16 protein-coding genes are annotated in these 17,859 nt (G+C 62.4%); 7 read left to right on the forward strand and 9 right to left on the reverse strand.

Annotation, left to right across the window (positions count from 1 at the left end):
• Window positions 1–171: 171 nt before the first annotated feature.
• Both C6Y53_RS11725 and C6Y53_RS11730 read right to left on the reverse strand, forming a co-directional pair.
• Window positions 172–1,203 (reverse strand): transketolase family protein, encoded by a 1,032-nt coding sequence (locus C6Y53_RS11725; protein ID WP_106472591.1) that lies wholly within the window; start codon window positions 1,201–1,203, stop codon window positions 172–174.
• On the reverse strand, window positions 1,200–2,066 hold the full coding sequence (locus tag C6Y53_RS11730) for a transketolase (protein WP_106472592.1): 867 nt from the start codon (window positions 2,064–2,066) through the stop codon (window positions 1,200–1,202). The genes C6Y53_RS11725 and C6Y53_RS11730 overlap by 4 nt, the downstream gene beginning before the upstream one ends.
• A gap of 329 nt (window positions 2,067–2,395) precedes the next feature.
• On the opposite strand from C6Y53_RS11730, the gene C6Y53_RS11735 reads away from it, so the two are divergent.
• Window positions 2,396–3,112 carry a GntR family transcriptional regulator gene (locus C6Y53_RS11735; RefSeq protein ID WP_106472593.1) on the forward strand — a complete coding sequence of 239 codons (717 nt, stop codon included), beginning with the start codon at window positions 2,396–2,398 and terminating at the stop codon, window positions 3,110–3,112.
• A gap of 4 nt (window positions 3,113–3,116) precedes the next feature.
• Here the strand turns inward: C6Y53_RS11735 and C6Y53_RS11740 are convergent, their stop codons facing one another.
• The 7 genes from C6Y53_RS11740 to C6Y53_RS11770 form a co-directional block, all read right to left on the reverse strand.
• Window positions 3,117–4,532, reverse strand: coding sequence for an amidase (locus tag C6Y53_RS11740; protein WP_106472594.1), 1,416 nt, complete (start codon window positions 4,530–4,532; stop codon window positions 3,117–3,119).
• 4 nt (window positions 4,533–4,536) lie between these two features.
• Window positions 4,537–5,517 (reverse strand): ABC transporter ATP-binding protein, encoded by a 981-nt coding sequence (locus C6Y53_RS11745; RefSeq protein WP_106472595.1) that lies wholly within the window; start codon window positions 5,515–5,517, stop codon window positions 4,537–4,539.
• On the reverse strand, window positions 5,514–6,494 hold the full coding sequence (locus C6Y53_RS11750) for an ABC transporter ATP-binding protein (RefSeq protein WP_106472596.1): 981 nt from the start codon (window positions 6,492–6,494) through the stop codon (window positions 5,514–5,516). Before C6Y53_RS11750 ends, C6Y53_RS11745 begins: the two co-directional genes overlap by 4 nt.
• Entirely contained in the window at window positions 6,491–7,387 is an 897-nt protein-coding gene (locus C6Y53_RS11755) for an ABC transporter permease (protein WP_106474068.1), read from the reverse strand. Before C6Y53_RS11755 ends, C6Y53_RS11750 begins: the two co-directional genes overlap by 4 nt.
• Window positions 7,380–8,324, reverse strand: a complete 945-nt coding sequence (locus C6Y53_RS11760) for an ABC transporter permease (protein ID WP_211299371.1) — start codon at window positions 8,322–8,324, stop codon at window positions 7,380–7,382. Before C6Y53_RS11760 ends, C6Y53_RS11755 begins: the two co-directional genes overlap by 8 nt.
• A gap of 76 nt (window positions 8,325–8,400) precedes the next feature.
• Window positions 8,401–9,960 (reverse strand): ABC transporter substrate-binding protein, encoded by a 1,560-nt coding sequence (locus C6Y53_RS11765; protein ID WP_106472597.1) that lies wholly within the window; start codon window positions 9,958–9,960, stop codon window positions 8,401–8,403.
• An 83-nt stretch (window positions 9,961–10,043) separates the two neighbouring features.
• The gene (locus tag C6Y53_RS11770) at window positions 10,044–12,317 is read right to left on the reverse strand and encodes a penicillin acylase family protein (protein ID WP_211299372.1); all 2,274 of its coding nucleotides are present in this window, start codon (window positions 12,315–12,317) and stop codon (window positions 10,044–10,046) included.
• Between the two features lie 221 nt (window positions 12,318–12,538).
• On the opposite strand from C6Y53_RS11770, the gene C6Y53_RS11775 reads away from it, so the two are divergent.
• The 6 genes from C6Y53_RS11775 to C6Y53_RS11800 all read left to right on the forward strand — a co-directional run bounded on the left by C6Y53_RS11775 (window position 12,539) and on the right by C6Y53_RS11800 (window position 17,847).
• Window positions 12,539–13,279 carry an SDR family NAD(P)-dependent oxidoreductase gene (locus tag C6Y53_RS11775; protein WP_106472598.1) on the forward strand — a complete coding sequence of 247 codons (741 nt, stop codon included), beginning with the start codon at window positions 12,539–12,541 and terminating at the stop codon, window positions 13,277–13,279.
• Window positions 13,280–13,393: 114 nt separating this feature from the next.
• Window positions 13,394–13,576, forward strand: coding sequence for a hypothetical protein (locus C6Y53_RS11780; protein ID WP_106472599.1), 183 nt, complete (start codon window positions 13,394–13,396; stop codon window positions 13,574–13,576).
• A 115-nt stretch (window positions 13,577–13,691) separates the two neighbouring features.
• Entirely contained in the window at window positions 13,692–14,426 is a 735-nt protein-coding gene (locus tag C6Y53_RS11785) for a TetR/AcrR family transcriptional regulator (protein ID WP_149615522.1), read from the forward strand.
• A 372-nt stretch (window positions 14,427–14,798) separates the two neighbouring features.
• A complete protein-coding gene (locus C6Y53_RS11790; RefSeq protein ID WP_106472601.1) occupies window positions 14,799–15,197 on the forward strand; it encodes a c-type cytochrome in 399 nt (132 codons plus the stop codon).
• Window positions 15,197–16,609 carry a D-arabinono-1,4-lactone oxidase gene (locus tag C6Y53_RS11795; RefSeq protein ID WP_106472602.1) on the forward strand — a complete coding sequence of 471 codons (1,413 nt, stop codon included), beginning with the start codon at window positions 15,197–15,199 and terminating at the stop codon, window positions 16,607–16,609. The genes C6Y53_RS11790 and C6Y53_RS11795 overlap by 1 nt, the downstream gene beginning before the upstream one ends.
• A 59-nt stretch (window positions 16,610–16,668) precedes the next feature.
• Window positions 16,669–17,847 (forward strand): DUF819 family protein, encoded by a 1,179-nt coding sequence (locus C6Y53_RS11800; protein ID WP_106472603.1) that lies wholly within the window; start codon window positions 16,669–16,671, stop codon window positions 17,845–17,847.
• Window positions 17,848–17,859 lie beyond the last annotated feature (12 nt).

The raw sequence follows: 17,859 nt of genomic DNA on the forward strand, positions 1-17,859 counted from the left end.
AAACTTTTTTCCTCATCCTTCGGCTCAAGCTCTGCTAACCTTATAGAAATGCAGCAGAAAATATGGACGAGGCAAAGAGATTTGCGCCACGGTGACCAGGAAAGACTGAACCGCAACGCCTGAATTTAACCACAATTTATTCGGCTATCTTTCGCTGGTCGAAAGATGGCTTCAGCCATGTGTTGCGACAAACTCCCGAGCGACAGCGGTCACGCCCGGGGCGTCGAGCCGGTATTTGTCATAGAGCGCCGCAGGCGGTCCGACCTCGACGTAACGGTTGGGCACGCCGTGTTTCAGGAAAGGCAGGCGGGGCAGGTCCACGAGTACCTCGGCCACGGCGCTGCCGAGCCCACCGGTGATGTTGTGCTCCTCAACCGTCATGATCGCCCCGGTCTCCCGTGCTGCGGCCTCGATTTCGGATCGGTCCAGCGGGCTGATCGTATGCATATCGACGACGCGAACCGTAGTGCCGTCGGCGGCGAGCACCTCGGCTGCATCGAGCGCCGCGCGCACCTCGCTGCCGGTGGCGATGATGGTCAGATCCTTGCCTTCACGCAGGCGGATCGCCTTGCCGATCTCCACATCCGGTATGGTGTCGTAGACCAGCGGGTCGCGACCCCGGCCAAGGCGGATGTACATCGCTCCAGGGTGATCGACGGATCTTCGCAGCACCGCCCGCAGATGGTTTGCGTCGGTCGCGCAGATCACCGTAAGGTCGGCCATCACCCGCAGCATCCCGAGATCCTCGAGCGCGTGATGCGATGATCCGTAGAAGCCCATCGACATGCCCGAATGTGTTCCAATCACCCGCACCGGCATTTTCGGATAGGCGCAGTCGGTGCGAATCTGTTCGGCACCCAGGATAGCGGCGAAGCTTGCAAAGGTGGCGACATAAGGGACGAGGCCGCAAGCAGCCATACCGGCAGCGGCGGTGATCATGTTCTTTTCGGCAATGCCGAAATCAAAGAAACGCTCGGGATGAACGTCCCTGAAGTCGTTGGTTCGGTTGGCTGAAGCGAGATCGGCGGTGGCCACGACGATCCGTTCATCGGTCTTCGCCATCTCGGCCAGTTCTTCGCCCAGCACGAAGGCGGGCATGCCTTGTTTCGGTGTGCCGCGCACCGAGCGGTGGTCCTTGAACCTCGTCGCGCCCTCTGTCGTGCCGCGGAAGATCTCTGCCTCGTTCTGCATCTCGGTTGTCATTCTGCGGGCTCCGGCTCGATGGGCATTAGTCCGGCTTCGAGTTCCTTCATGACGTCGTCATAATCCTCGCCGACGAGGTTCCCGACATGCCAGTCGAGCGACATCTCCATCCGCTTCACCCCGCGTCCCTTTACTGTGTCGAAGACGATGGCCTGCGGCTTGCCCGTGGTGCCAGCGGGCAGGTTGTCGAAGGCGCCCATTACCGAGGGCAGGTCGTGGCCATCGACGCGCTGGACGTCCCAGCCGAAGGCCGCGAAGCGTTCATGTACCGGTTCAATCCCCATGATGTCCTCGGTGTGGCCGTCGATGCACAGACCGTTGCGGTCGAGCAGGATCACCAGGTGGCCGAGCTGAAAATGTCCGGCGGCGATCACTGCCTCCCAGATCTGACCTTCCGATATCTCGCCGTCTCCCAGCATGACGTAGGTCCGATAGTCGCGCCCCTGAAGGCGTCCGGACAGTGACATACCGACGCCGACCGAAAGCCCGTGGCCAAGCGAGCCCGAGGAAAAGTCGAGGCCGCGGACCTTCTTCATGTCCGGGTGATCGCCATAATTCGACCCGAGCCGCGTGTAGGTGTTGAGCTCCGATGGATCGAAATATCCCAGATCCGCGAGAACGGGGTAGAGGCCGATGGCGGCGTGACCCTTCGACATGACGAAGCGGTCACGGTCGGGCCAGTTCGGTTTCGAGGGCTCGATCCGCATCTGGGCATAGTAGAGCGCGGCGAGAATCTCTGCACAGGAGAAGGTAGAGGAGTAATGTCCCGCTCCGGCAATGCGTGTCAGTCTGACGGTTTCAGTGCGGATGAACTTCGCCCGGTCCTCAAGGACCGCGTAGTTCACGTTGGAGCGATGTGTCATCGGCGCTCTTTCGGCTGTGCTGCGAATCCCTGAATTTGATATATCAGATGCCGCGTGCAATCAAGTATCAATGACGGATTTTGTCGAAAACCTGACTAAAACCTCCGAAATCTCTACCCGCTGCCGTTCTTATGATATATCAATAGGGGGCCAGGCCGAAACCTGTATCAATTGACCGATTCCATGCGGGTGAGCTGGGTTCGGCAGGGCGGATCGCCGGGAGGAGGCACAAACCTGTCTGCCGGTGGAGGAAGGGACTTGAAACGTTTATCTGGCCGCGCGATGCGGTGAGTCTGGCGAAAACGATTTGGAGCGTTGGCGGAGAAGCTATGGGCGAGGTGAGGGTAGATTCGGGGGCCGAGCAGGACGCCTTGTCGCTGTCCGAGATCGTTTATGCGAAGCTACGACAATCGTTGATGCGGGCCGAATTGAAGCCGCATGAACGCCTCAAGGTGCGCAACCTCGCTCAGCAGATGGGAACCTCTGAGACACCGGTGCGCGAAGCGCTCTTCCAGCTCGCCCACGAGGGCGCCATCGAGATCCGGCCGCGCTACTATATTCGAGTTCGCCGCCTGACATTCGCCGAATATACCGAGATCCGCGATATTCGCCTGCAACTCGAACCTCTGGCTGCGGAGCGCGCGTTGCCGCATATCGATGATACGGTGATCGACGAACTTGCCGCGACCCACAAGGCTCTGGTGGCAGCAGAGGCAAACGGTGACTGGCAAACAGCGCTGCAGATGAACTTTGACTTTCACTTCGGCCTCTATACCCGGTCCGGTATGCCGACCCTGACAGAGGTTCTCGAAGGCCTCTGGATCCGAATTGGTCCGCTACTCAGCGAACTCTACCCGAATGCCCACCCGACCTATTCCGAGCGGCACCAGCACCTTAACGTGCTCGATGCGCTTCGGGCGCGCGATGCCTACACGCTGCGTGAAGCGATCCGTATGGATCTGTTGGAGGGCGGGAAGAATCTGCGCCAGCATCTGATGGAGTACGAGAAAGCCGCAGCGGTTCAGGCCGAAACCCGCCGTCGCTGATCCATTAGAGACCCGGTGGGGTTTTCCCGGCCCACGGTCTGTCCTCCTCGATCATCGCGGCAAGGGCGAGAAGGTTCATGTCGTCGTACCAGCGGCCGACGAATTGTACCGAGGTCGGCAGCCCATCCGACGCAAAACCGGAGGGGATGGCAAGTGCCGGGTTGCCGGTCAGGTTGAATGGATAGCAATAGGGCGACATGCCAACCCGGGTCAGGCCGTTCTCCTCGCCTTCGACGATGACTTGACCGTCCAGCGCATCGAAATCGGCGGCAAGGGCTGTGCGGGTCACCGTCGGCGTCACGATCACATCGTAGCGGTTGAAGAGTTTCTGAACCCGGCGGTAGAGCCGGGTTCGGGCGATCTGGGCCCTGCGGTACTCATCGGTGCTGAAACCCCTGCCGCGCTCGATGAAGCCGAGGAAGACCGGATCCATCTGCTCGCCGAACTTTGGCACATAAGGATCGCCTGCGACGGCGATGTTGGCTTGGTACATGACCCGGCCTTCATACTCGATCCAGTCGATCTTGTCGGTTACCTCCTCGACATGCGCACCACGAGCGGTCAGCGCGTCCAGCACGGCGCGGGTATTGGCGGCGACCTCGGTCGAGAGCAGGCGGTTGTGGAACCTTTCAATAAAGCCCACGCGGAGTCCGTACAGTGTCGCGCCGGTCAGGGTGGCGATTGGAGGCGGCGCGGCGAGCGACCAGGGGTCGAGGGGATCGGGCCCTGCGAGGGCACCGACCATCAGCGCCGCGTCCTCGACGGTGCGGGAGAGCGGCCCGGCTGCGGCGTAGCCGAAAAAGGCGTCGACCGCCTCCTGGTAGGGAAAGAGGCCGGGTGAGGGTTTGAGCCCTACGGTTCCACAGGCCGCTGCCGGGATCCGGATCGAACCCGCGCCATCGGTCCCGAGGCCGAGCGGGCCGAGCCCGGCGGCCACCGCGCAGGCCGCTCCGCCAGAGGATCCACCGGCATAGCGGCTGGTATCCCACGGGTTGCGGGTGGTTCCGAAATGTGGTCCGTCGGTCTGACCCTTGTGTCCGAATTCCGGTGTGTGGGATTTCGCAAAGATCACCGCTCCAGCCTTGCGCAGGCGGGTGACCAATACGTCGTCGCTTTCCGGGATGTTCCCTGCATGGACCGCCGAGCCGTATTCCGTCGGTATTCCCTCGGTGCGGAGCAGGTCCTTGACGTGGACCGGCAGCCCGTGCAAGGGCCCCAGATCCCCGCCCGTCAACGCGGCTTCCGCGGCTTTTGCCTCGTCCCGTGCCCGTTCAGCGGCGACGAAGGAGAAGGGGTTCAGCCGGTCCGCCTGCGCCTCGGCCCGGGCAAGCAGGGCGTCGAGATATTCGACCGGGGATATCTCTCTGCGTTTGAACATCGCCACAGCTTGTGCGGCGGTCAGCCATGCGAGTTCCGTCATTGATTCAGTCTCCATCGTAGAGGTGGCAGGCCACGCGATGCCCCGGCGCTACCTCGCGCAGGGCGGGGGCCGCTGTCCTGCAGCGGTCGAAGGCCATGGGGCAACGCGGGCAGAGGGTGCAGCCGTCGGGCCGGTCAAGTATGCTCGGCACTTCGCCACGGATCGGCGGCTTGCGGGAGCTGACCTCGGGACGTGGGATGGCGGCGAGGAGGGCTTGTGTATAGGGGTGCTTCGGGTTCTCGTAGAGTTCGCGCTTTTCGGCCAGTTCGACGATCTCACCGGCGTAGAGCACTGCGATACGGGTCGAGACGGCCCGCACCACGGCGAGGTCGTGGGCGATGAACAGATAGGACAGGCCCAGCCGATCCTGAAGATCCATCAGAAGGTTGATCACCTGCGCCTGCATAGAAACATCGAGCGCGGCCACGGCCTCGTCGCAGACGATGAAATCCGGATCGAGCGCCAGCGCCCGGGCGATCACGATCCGTTGTCTTTGCCCGCCCGAGAATTCATGCGGGAAACGGTCCGCGAAGCTGGCCGAAAGGCCCACGAGTTCGAGAAGTTCCGCCACCCGGTCGGCACGATCTTTGCGGGACCAGCCGCCCTGGATGTCGATTGGCTCGGCAATCACGTCCGAGATCCGCATTCGAGGGTTCATTGCCGCGTGCGGATCCTGAAAGACGAATTGCAAACGGTGCCGGACCTTGGCCAGCGCCCGTTTCCCATGGGAGCCGGTGATCGTCTCCCCGAACAGTTCGATCTCGCCCCCGGTGGCAGGCAGCAGTCCCACGAGCATCCGCCCGATGGTCGATTTGCCCGAGCCGCTTTCGCCCACAACCCCCAGCGTTTCGCCCGGCATCACATCGAAACTGGCATCGTTGACGGCACGAAGGACGCCTTTGCCTTTGCCACGGGAGCCCACCCTAAAATCGCGCTTCAGGTTGCGGACGCGGATGATCGGGCCTGTGGTTTCGAGATCCTTCATGTGACGGTCCCTCGCGCATCCATGCGGATGGGGCAGCGGATTCGGTGGTCGGAGGCGAAGTTCTCCAGCGGTGGCGGTTCGGCAGAGCAAGAAGGCTGCGCCATCGTACAGCGCGGAGCGAAGTTGCATCCGGTCGGGCGATTGCCCGGATCGGGGATCCGGCCGGGAATGGCGAAAAGTCTGTCGGTGTCATGATCCGCAGAGGGGATTGCGCGAAGAAGGCCTTCGGAATAGGGATGAGCCGGACGCCTGAAGATGGTGCGTGCGTCGGCATCCTCGACCAATTCGCCCGCATACATCACCAGTACCCGCTCGGCGAATTCGGCGACGAGGCCAAGGTCGTGGGAAATCAGGATGACGGACATGCCGATTTCCTCTCGCAGGTCCCGAAGTAGCTCCAGGATCTGCGCCTGCACGGTGACGTCGAGGGCTGTTGTCGGTTCGTCGGCAATAAGGAGGCGAGGGCGGCAGGCGATGGCCATGGCGATCATCACCCGCTGGCGCATCCCGCCCGACAGCTGGTGCGGATAATCGGTGATCCGGCGCCTGGCATCCGGGATTCGCACCATGTCGAGCAGTGAGATCGCGGCCTTCTCGGCGGCAGGGCCGTCGAGCCTTTGATGTATCTGCAAGGTCTCGCCGATCTGTTCACCGATATTCAGAACCGGATTCAGCGAATGCATCGGGTCCTGAAAGATCATCGCGATGTCGCGGCCGCGCAATTCGCGCAGTTTCTTCTCGGGCATTTCCAGCAGGGGTTGTCCGTCGAAGTCGATCCGTCCCGATATCCGCGTGTTCCGTTCCGCATGCAGGCGCAGGATCGACAGCGCGGTAACGGATTTGCCCGACCCGCTCTCACCCACGATCCCGAGGCTCGATTTCGTGTCGAGAGAAAAGCTCACGTCGTCTACCGAGCGTATCCAGCCGCTGTCTACCCGGAAATCGACTGTGAGGTTCCTGACATCCAGCATGGTCATGCCTCGATCTTGAGCCGGGGGTCGAGCACGTCGCGCAGACCGTCTCCGAGCAGGTTGATGCCGAGAGCGGAGAGGCTGATTGCAAGGCCGGGGAAGAGCATGATCCACCAGGCCTCGACGGAGTAGTCGCGGCCTTCGGCGATGATGTTGCCCCAGGAAGGTTGCGGTGGTGGCGGGCCGATCCCGAGGAAAGAGAGCGCGGCTTCGGCGAGAATCGCGTAGGCGAACACGAAGGTGAACGAGACAAGCAGCGGTGCGAGACAGTTCGGCAGAATATGCCTGAAAATGATCCGTCCGCTGCCCGCACCACTGACACGCGCCGCATCGACGTAATCGAGTTCGCGGATGACCAGGGCCGAGGCGCGGACGATTCGGGCCATTCGCGGGACGTAGGCGGCTGCCAGCGCGATGATGACGCTCGAGACCTGTGGGCCAAGGGCTGCGTTAATGCCGATGGCGAGCAGGATCGCGGGGAACGCGAGAAGCGCATCCATAATTCGCATGATCACGCCGTCAGCCGTGCGGAACCACGCCGAAGCCATGCCGACCATCGCCCCGCCGGCCGCAGCCAGAAGTGCCGAGGCGAAGCCTATCCAGAGCGATATCCGGGCGCCGTAGAGAACACGGGTAAAGATGTCGCGCCCGAAATTGTCGGTGCCAAAAAGATGCGTGGCCGAGGGAGGCGAGAAGCGTTCCCGGAGCGACATGGCGGTCGGGTCTCCGTTCGTTACCAGCGGTGCGGCAGCGGCCAGTATCACGATCACCAGCACGATCCCGGCGCCGATGCGAAACGACCGGTGCCGCCAGAGGCGCCGCAACAGGATGCGGCGGCGCGCGGCTCCCGGCGAGATGTCATCTGCGACGAGGGGCGAGGACGTCGCGGCGTCAGTCATAGCGGACCCGAGGATCGACATAGGCATAGATCAGGTCGATCACGATGTTGATAAGGACGAAGGCGAAGCCGAGCAGCAGCATGGTTCCCTGTACCACCGGATAGTCCCGGGCCATGATCGCCTGTACTAGAAGCCGTCCGATGCCCGGCAATGCAAAGATCTGCTCGATCACCACCGAACCACCGATCAGAAGCGAAAGGATGTAGCCCGAGACCGTGACCACTTGCATCAGCGTGTTGCGGAAGGCGTGCTTCATGATCGTGACGCGGACCGAGACCCCCTTGGCGCGGGCGGTGCGGATGTAATCCTGATCGAGCACCTCCAGCATGGCCGAGCGGGTCATCCGGGCAAGGTAGCCGATCTGGAACAGTGCCAGCACCACGGCCGGCTGGATCAGAGAGGCGAGCCAGCGGCTGAAATCCTCGTGCAACGGCACATACCCGGCGGAGGGGAGCCAACCCAGAGTGACCGAGAAGAGAATGACCGAGAGGATCGCGATCCAGAAATTGGGAACTGACACGCCGACGAGAGCCAGCACCATCACCGCGCTGTCGACCCATGTGTCTCGCCATACGGCTGCCACGACGCCCAGAACGATGCCGACGGGGATGGTGATGATGAAGGCCACGAGGGCGAGCGAAAGTGTGACCGGCAGGCGTTCGAAGAAGGCCTCGATCACCGGCTGGTTCAGCATCAGTGATCTGCCGAAATCGCCCTGCAGCAGGTTGGTGACCCAGAGCCAGAGTTGCACGGCAACCGGCTGGTCGAGCCCGAGGTCGCGGCGGACCTGCGCGATGGCATCTTTGTCTGCCATGTCGCCCGCGATGATCGTTGCCGGGTCGCCCGGCAGCATATGCATCAGCAGGAAGGTTAGGACCGCCACCACCAGCATCACCGGGATCGCCTGCGCGATACGGAACACGATGAGTCGTGACATGCGGGACGTCTCCTGCTCGGGGAAGTCATAGATTGGGAGCGGGCGGTCACCCGCCCGCTCCGGGACTGGCTTCAGGTTAGCGGTCGAGCCACATGTCCCAGAAGGTGTTGATGTTGTAGGGGCGGAAACCCTTCAGGTCGGTTGCGAGCGCCCGATTGGAGCCGCGATCAGAGACCTTGATCATGTAGGCACCTTCCAGCACCTCGGCCTCGATGTCCTTCCAGGCCGCCACGCGGTCCGGCAGTGCCAGTGAACTGTAGAACTTGGCATAGGCGGTATCGAGCTTTTCGTTGTTCTCGATATGCGGGAAGTTGTAGATCATCGTCTCCCACTGCTGCGGCCCCAGGATCGGGTTGGAACAGAACGACGTGGTCGAGACGTTCCATCCGCCGTTCCCGGACTGCAGATTCGATGCATTGGTGGTCCAGTCGGTCACATCGAGTTTCACGTTCATCCCCGCCGCCTTGAGCTGTTCGCCAAGAACGATGATCGAATCCCGCATGTAGTCGTAGTTGGTGTTGGTCTGGAGCAGGATCTGCTCACCCTTGTAGCCGGCTTCTTCCAGAAGTGTCTTGGCTGCCTCCGGATCGCCCGCATCATACCAGCCGGCGTTTTCCTCACCGATGAAGTAGTCGCCACCGGGGTAGACCATCGAAAAATTCTTGTTGGCCGCCTCGCCGCTGGCGAGGATCAGGTCATCGACGTCGGCTGCGGTGCGGATCGCCTGGCGGATCAACCGGTTGTCGGTTGGTGCCTGGCCGGAATGCACGATCAGATACTGCTGACAATACGGGAAGACGGTGACCGGTTCGACGCCCTCGGCTCCCTCCAGGCGTTTGGCCAGGTCGAGTGGCAACGACGTTGTGATATCCGCCTCGCCGGTCTGCATCGCCGCGACGCGGGCATTGGCCTCGGGCAGGAAGTTGTAACGCACGGCATCGACATAGACCGTCTTCTTGCCGACGTAACCGCTCGGCCCGTCGCTGTCCTCGCGCGCTTGATAATCGGCGTTCTTCTCGATGATGAGGTGACTGTCCTTCACCCATTCGCCCGGCTTGAACGGTCCAGTGCCGATCACCTCGATCTCGCGCGGAGGCGCGTTCCGCTGCGAGGCGGGCATGATGTAGAGCGGATAGACCGGGGTCTTGAGCTGGTCGATAAAGACCGCGTTCAGGTTGTTGAGTTCAATGACAAAAGTGTAGGGGTCGGGCGTTCGGTATTCTTTCACGTCGGCCAGCGTACCCTTGCCGGGGCTGACCTCGGCATAGCGCTCATAGGTCGCTTTCACATCTTCCGAGGTCATCTCCTGCCCGTTGTGGAACTTCACGCCCTGGCGGAGCTTGAAGGTGAAAGTCTTGCCATCGTCCGAGATTTCATAGCTCTCGGCCAGCATCGGCTTGGCCGAATAGTTCTCGTCCATCGAGACGAGACCTTCCATGACGTGGGCGAGCACTTCCAGTTCCACGAGGCTCGCTGCCATCTGCGGATCGAGTTGACCGGGACCGGAGTTGTTGGCGTAGATGATGGTCCCTCCCTCTTTCGGCTCCTGTGCGAGAGCAGTTCCGAGTGGTGCTGAGGTCAGAATCGTGGCGGAGAGCAGCGCGCCGAGGGCTTTTCTGCTGGTGAAGTGTTTCATCTGGTTTCCCTGTTGTCGGTTTCCGGGTGTCCGGGCCGGCTGTCGGTTGCTCCGGCCTTCTCTGTGGTTGGGGTTATGTGATCTCAGGCAGGTTCGAACCTCGTGCGAGCGGTGGCATGGGCTGCAACTGCGGCGGGGGAATAGGCCATCGGCACCATTTCGCCCCGCGCCCAGAGCGGGTTCTGGTCAGAGTAATGCGAACTGCCCGCGTGGCCGGACGTGCCGTGCAAGACGATCCAGCGGCTGTTGTCCCAGTCGGCGAGATCGAAGATGTAGCGGGCGACGGGACCATAGACGGATCGTGTGCCGTAGTCGGGGAAGCCACCGGTCGCAAGCACACAGTCACCATCGCCGCCGGTCGGATCCGAGCTGGGCGGGGCAACGCCCGGATCTTCGGGGAAAATATGCGAAAGCGGGTGGATGAAAACCGGCCGGTGCGCAACGCCCCAAGGCTGGGGCTGCTCCCTGGCCGAGACAGTGGCGATGGCCTCGCGGATTACATCGTCCCAATTTACGCCATTGAGAAGGGACGTGTCGTTTTCCCGCAGCAGGTTTGGCAGGATCCACCAAAGCTGGTTCAGCGCGGGTATGCCTGGCGCGGGCGAGGCGGCGACATGGGTTGATGCCTTGTCGAGCCCAGAGCGGCGGACGAGGATGCGGGTCATCTCTTGCCGGATCGTATAATAGATCGTCGGCGCGGTAAGACCCGGATCCATCCGCCCATCCCAGGTTTCCAGCATCTCAACCAGCGGCCCATCCCCCGCGCCGACGATTCTCGCGGCGATCTCGCGCGCCGGTTCGCTGTCGGTGTCGCGCAGGAAGTCCTGCATGTCCCCGGCAGTGAGCCCCGGGAGCCGCTCGATTCGGGCGGCGAGGCGGCTCGCGCGGGTGCTCGGGTGGCAGTCGGTCGCAATGTAGTCGGGGTGATCCTCGGGAACAGGCCGGTTGTTTGCCGTGACGACGTAGCCCGCTGCGGGGTCCAGCTCGCGCGGCATCCGTTCGAACGGTATATAGCCACGCCATTCATGTTCCCCGGTCCAGCCGGGAACCGGCAACCAGCCGTTGATCCGGTCGCGTTCGGGCACAGTTGCGCGGACCAGCACACCGATATGGCCGTCCCTGTCAGCGCCGACCACATTGTGGTCGATCACGCCCCATCCCTTGCAATGGTCATAGAATTCGTCGAGCGAGCGGGCTGTCATCATCGGCAAGAGGCAGTTGAGCGAAAGATCGGTGTCATAGAGCTGCGCCGACTTGAGCGCCAAGGCCTTGCCGGTGGCCGGGTCTCCGGCGATCACCGGGCCGTGGCGGGTTTCATGGACGGTGATGGTTTCACTGGCCGCGCCGCGGACCGAGATGGTCTCTTGCCTCGTGACTGTTTCCCCGGGGCCATTCTCGGTGCGAAAGGTCGCACCGCCGTCCGAGAATTCCTCGACATAGAGGTCGTGAAGATCCGCAAAGGTGTGGGTCACGCACCAGGCGACATTTTCGGTATGGCAGAAATGGGGAAAGGCGGGGACCCCGGGAACCGTGAGGCCGATAGCATCGAATTCGGGGCCGGTCAGATGCAGCTGGGTATACATGCCCGGAATCTCGTACTGCCGGTGCGGATCGCCCGCGACCAAAGGCATGCCCGTGGCCGTCCGCGCTCCGGCGATCGCCCAGTTGTTCGAGCCGCCGACGGTGCCGTCCTCTGGCCCGAAGCCCGAAAGAGCTTCGATTGCGGGTGCGAGTTCTTCCAGTGTCGCGGTCAGGCGGCGACCCTCCGGGCCCTGCGGCACGATGTACCGCTCCGGGCCGTTGTCATCATAGCGCAGCAGTGGCACGGCTGCGGCGCCCACTGTGCCGAGCGCCGCGGCGCGCCACAGTTTGAACCAGACCGACCCCATCAGGATCCCGCGCTGACGCATGACGGCGACCGAGAACCAGGGTTCCCAGCGGATCGGCCTTTCGCCCATCAATTTGTACTCTGCCGCCGTGCCGCCAGCGTCGATCCAGGCATTCACGCCGCGCGCATAGCTTTCCAGCATCGCCCTGGTTTCGGGGTTGAGTGCCGCGAAGTCCCGCCTTGCTGCAGCCTCGGCACCCAGCTGGCGTGCCAGTCTGTCAGCCGGCAATGCGGAGGGACCGGTCCATTCGGCAAGGCGGCCGATACCTCGGCGCAGGGCGGCCTCCATCTGCCACATCCGGTCCTGAGCGTGGATATATCCGTTCAGTATGAAGAGATCGGAAGTGTTCAGGGCTCTGGCATGTGGGATACCCCACTGATCCCGGATCACTTCGGCGCCCGAGGCGAGGTCCGACAGGAAGACGCGCTCTGCTTCGATTGCCGCAATATCGTTGGCCAGCGCGTCCATGATGCCCCCGGATTGATTCGGATATATCATGACGCCAATCATCTTTGTTCAGCGAACAAAAAACCAGCAATATTTTGGCGCCTTCCCGAGAAATACCTGAGTAAATCCACGTTATGTGCGATATGAGCGTGCCGCGGGCATCAATTATGATATATTAGATTGATGGGCTTGCAGGGCTGGGAAAGCCCACGCGCTGGCGATGGGGCCGGGAAGGATATGAGATGATCATTGTGACGGGCGGAACTCATGGCATCGGACGGGCGGCGGCGGAAATCCTGGCCATCGAGGGTCGCGCGGTTCTGATTGCCGGTCGCGATGCAGAGGCCGGGGCGGCGCTGGCGGCGGCGCATGAGCGCATCCAGTTTCATAAGACAGACGTCTCGGTCGAAGAGAGCTGCAGCACGCTGGTCGATCGCGCGCTGGAACTCGGCGATGGAAAAATCGCGGGTCTTGTGAACAATGCGGGGCTGGGTCGGCGTCACGTTTTTGCCGAGACGAGCCTTGCCGACTGGGATGAGGTGATGAACGTGAATGCCCGCAGCGTCTACCTGATGACGCGGCTTGCTCTGGGTGGGCTGATCGCGGGGCGGGGGGCCGTGGTCAATGTCTCGTCCATCGCCGGCAAAGCCGGGGAGGAAGAGCTGGCGATCTATACTGCCTCCAAAGCCGCGGTGATCGGGTTGACCCAGGCACTGGCGTTGGAGCTGGGGCATCTCGTCCGGTTCAACGCGGTCTGCCCGGGGCAGATCGGGACGCGGATGATGAGTCATGTGCTTTCCGATAACCGTCGGCGGCAGGAACTGGAGCTGCGCATCCCGGCGGGCCGGATTGCCCGGCCGGAGGAGGTGGGCGAGGTGATCGCCTGGCTGGTGTCGGAAAAGTCCTCGTATGTAAATGGTGCTGTCCTGCCGGTCGATGGTGGTGAGACGGCGGGGTTGAGAACACCTCGCCACCCGGAGTGAGGATCCAGCCAGTCAACGTGCCGGGTTCACCATAGCCGAAAGTCGTGTGGAACCCTGTCTTGAGATTCTCAGTCCAGACGAAGTCCGAGGGCCGGAACTGATCACCTCGGACACATGCCGTACGGCGTTTTCAACAAGACCGGTGCAGAGCCGCTGGCCCGCAGCGTGGATTTCTGCCAGTTCACCGTTGGGTTCGAGAACCTCGATGGCCTTCACCTCTATCGTCACTGGTCTGCCCAAGTGCCCGAGCGAACCTGTGACTGGCGGGGCGTTTGGGCCAACTGGATGCGGCAGTAGGCCGGCGGCATTCTCCGGCGTGACATTCACACGCACCCGGGCCTCGATTGACTGCAAACTTGTGGCGTGGAACCTCACCCTTTAGGTTGGTGCAGCGTCTGGAGGGAGCCAAACTTTGAGTGACTCACGAGATCTACTGGCCGAACTGACGCAGAACCGGCCGATGCGCCGGCGCGGGATCGAACGCTATCATCGCATTCTCGATGTGACCGAAAAATTGCTGTCGGACAGTGGTGACGAGGATATCGGCCTCGCCCAGATAGCAGAACAGGCTGAGATCTCGCTGGCATCGGTCTACTACTTCTTCCCGAACAGAAACGCCGTTTATGCGGCATTGGCGCTTCGTTTCAACGATGAGATTTACGAGCGCTCGATCCGGCCGCTCACCGACCCGGAGCCGCAATCCTGGCAGGAGCTTCTCGATATGAAGCACAAGGCTGCGGCGGAGTTTCAGAACAGCCGACCGGCGGCCCTGCGCCTGTTTCTGGGGGCAGGGGTGTCAGCTGCTGTTCGAAGTGCCGATTTCATCGGAAACGCCCGGCTTGCCCGCAGCCGCGCCCGGATGTTCGAGGCGTATTTCGACATCCAGAACATGCCGGATCTGCCGCATTGGCTCGAGATGTCGGCTGCGGCAATGGACGGGATATGGTCGCTGTCCTACGGGTATCATGGTGTCATCACGGAGGAATACCGCGCGGAAGCGACAGCCTGCGCGGTTACTTACCTCCGGCGTTTTCTTCCAGAGTATTTGACGCGGATACCCGTTACACAGGCGTCACTCGATCGTATCCGGATAGAGCTGGACATGCCGTCGCCTACCGCCGGGCTTGGTCTGCGACGACCAAGATGAAACGGGGAGGGTGTGTTCGTGGCGCCTGTCCATGACGAACCCGAACCCGTTTCGCCGCGTCGGAACAAACCGCAAGGTCATCCGACAGGCGGTGATGCCGTGCGCCTGATTTCTGCTGTCTTGGCGAAACGCCGAGGATCTTGTCCACGAGCGTGAATGGTTGTGAGCCATAATTCCGTTCGGTTCTGAGGGCGCGTTTCTGTCGGCGTGATCGGGGCAAATCTGCTCACTACAGAGCCGGGGGCGCTCACAGGTGAAGTTCAGGATGGTGCGAATATTCTCATGCAAATGCGTGCGCTGGCGTCGAAATCATGCCGATATTGACATGCGATATCACGATGAATAGTGATAGTTATCGTTTGGAGGGGCGGCATGAAGACGAACCGAAAATGGCTGGCCGCTATTGTTCTGGCTGTTGCGGGTGTCGCTGCATATTCGGCCGTTGGTCTGTTTGGGGGCGCTGGTGCGGTTGCGCCTCCGACATCGGTGCAGATCGCGTTTGCTGACGACGCGTCGCCTGCTGACGCGGCACTGGCGGAAATCTACGACCGGGCCTGCCGGGCCTGCCATTCCGTTGATGGAAGCGGTGCGCCACTGACCGGTCACATGGCCGATTGGCAGGCGCGGGAAACCCTGCGCGGCGGCATGCAGGCGCTGCTCAGATCAACCCGGCAGGGGTATCGGGACATGCCCGCGATGGGTCTATGCAACGATTGTTCCGATGACGAGTTCCTGGGACTGATCGCGTTCATGAAGACCGGAGGCGCATGATGGACATCACCCGCAGAAAGGCGCTTGTCGCGGCCGTTGCCGCCGGGGCGGCGGTTCCCAGTGTCCGCTATGCGGGCTGGGCGAGCCGGGACAGGATGCGTGACGATTTCGGCGCGGCACCCGCGATTTCGGACGGGGATGAACGCTGGTCGAACTGGTCCGGGCTTCAGCAGGCGACACCCCGGCAGATCGCCGTGCCGCAGGACGAGGACGAGCTGGTCGACCTGGTCGCTAACAGCAGCGGACGGCTGCGCCCCGTCGGCAGCGGCCATTCGTTCACGGGGCTGGTGCCGACGGACGATACCATCGTCGATCTTGGCCGATTGGCGGGGCTGGTCGAGACCGACCGGAACAGCCGGCGCGCCTGGATCCGGGCGGGCACAAGGCTGCGTCATGGCGCGCGTCTGCTGGCCGACGAGGGGCTCGGCCTGACCAACCTGCCGGATATCGACGTGCAGACATTTGCCGGCTCCTTTGCGACGGCGACACATGGCACCGGGGCCAGGCTGACGGCAATTCACGACCATGTCGTCTCGATGCGGATGGTGACGCCGGATGGTTCGCTGCGCGAGATCAGCCGCGACAGCGATGCAGATCTGTTTGCCGCGGCGAAAGTGTCTCTTGGCGCGTTGGGGATCGTCTCGAGCTATGAATTGCAGCTCGTCGAGACCTACAACCTCAGCCAGCGGACGGTGGTGCAGAAGACCGAAGACCTGCTCGCGGATGCGGAACGGAAATTCGAAACGCACCGGAACTACGAATTCTTCCTCCTGCCGAACGTGCCGCTGGGGGCAGAGGTCATCCACGACCTTTACGAGGGCGAGGTGGATACGGACCGGCAGGAACTGGATGCCAACGGGTTTCTGGACTCGCTGCGCGCCCTGCGCGACCACGCCGGATGGGCGCCGTGGCTGCGCCGGCAGGCCTTTCTTCGTCTCGCCCCGCGTGGCGTGGTCGAACAGGAAAACGGCGCATACTGGAGGTTGCTGACCTCGTCCCGCCAGATCAAGTTCAACGAGATGGAATACCACATCCCGCTGGAGAACGGCATGAAGGCCGTCCGCGAGGTGGCCGCCCTGCTGAACGGTGATCCCGATCAGTATTTCCCGATGGAAGTGCGCCGCGTTGCCCAGGATGATGCCTGGCTGAGCCCGTTCAATGACGGCCCGCGCATGTCAGTTGCGGTCCACGCCGCCCATGACGAGAAGATCGGCCATTTCTTTTCGGAACTCGAGCCGATTTTTCGAAAACATGGCGGGCGGCCGCATTGGGGAAAACTGCATTCGCTGGGCCGCGACGACCTGGCGGCGCTCTATCCCCGCTTTGACGATTTCAACGCGATCCGCCGCGAGCTCGATCCCGAAGGGCGCATGCTCAATGCGCATCTCGACCACCTTTTCACCGGGGCCTGAGCCGTGCTGCCTCTCGCGGCCCCGGGCGGGGTGATCCAAACAACGAGGAAACCAGGATCATGCTCTTTGCCGTGCTGATGTTCGTTCTTCCCGCCATCCTGATCGGCCTCTGCCAGCGGATTGATGTCCTCGACCGGATCGGGGTGGTCATCCTGACCTTTGCCCTGGGCATGTTCATCGCCGCCCTGTTCAGCGGGACGGCGCTGTTCCAGAACGACGCCTTCAGGTCGCTCCAGACCACGGTCTCCGAGGTGAGCGTGGCCCTGGCATTGCCGCTGATCATCTTTTCGACCAGCCTGAGGACCGCGCTGCGGGACTCGGGGGGCGCGCTGAAGGCAATGGGGCTGGCATTGGTCTCGGTGTGTCTGGCCAGCTTTGCCGCCGCGTTTTTCTTTGCGGGGTCGGTCGATCTTGTGTGGCAGGTTGCCGGCATGGCGACCGGGGCCTATACCGGCAGCGGCGTCAACCTGGCGGCGGTCAAGACGGCTATCGGCGCGGACCAGGACACGTTTCTGACGATGGTGACCTACGACATCGTCTATTCGGCGTTTTTCATGCTGGTGGTGATGGTGTTTGGCCAGCGTCTGGCCGGGCTGGTGCTGCGCCCCTATGTCTTCTCCGGCGCCTCCGATGTCGCGTCGGCCAGCGGGATCGAGCATATCGCCAGCGAAAGCGCCTCCGGCTACCTGTGCCTGATCCAGCGCCGCTACATGGCGGGCTCGCTCGTGGTGCTTGCCGCATCGGCCATCGTCGTTGTGATTTCGCTGGTCATCTCGGGCCTGTTTCCGGCCGGCTGGTCCTCGACGGCGACGATCCTGTCGATCACCACGCTTGGCATGATCGGATCCCTGTTGCCGGCGCTGCATCGCAGGCGCACGGGCTTTCACCTCGGCATGTATCTCATACTGGTCTTCTGCCTCACCTCGGGCACCATGCTGGACACGGCGGTCCTGACCGATATGAACTGGGCGCTGGGCGGTTACTTCGCATCGATCCTGATTGGCACGATGGTCGTGCTGCTGCTCTTGTGCCGGTTGGCGGATATCGACCGGGACACCTATCTTGTCGCGGCCTGCGCGTCGATCATGTCGGTGCCGTTCATTCCGGTCATTGCCGGCGCGCTGAAGAACCGCGAGCTGCTGATCCCCGGCATTGCGATTGCCGTCATCGGCTATGCGGTCGGGAACTATCTGGGCGTGCTGGTTGCAACCTTGGTGCGAACCGCAACCGGCACCTGACAGCGGGAACAG

It is taken from the genome of Pukyongiella litopenaei (assembly GCF_003008555.2).
Lineage (GTDB): Bacteria > Pseudomonadota > Alphaproteobacteria > Rhodobacterales > Rhodobacteraceae > Pukyongiella > Pukyongiella litopenaei.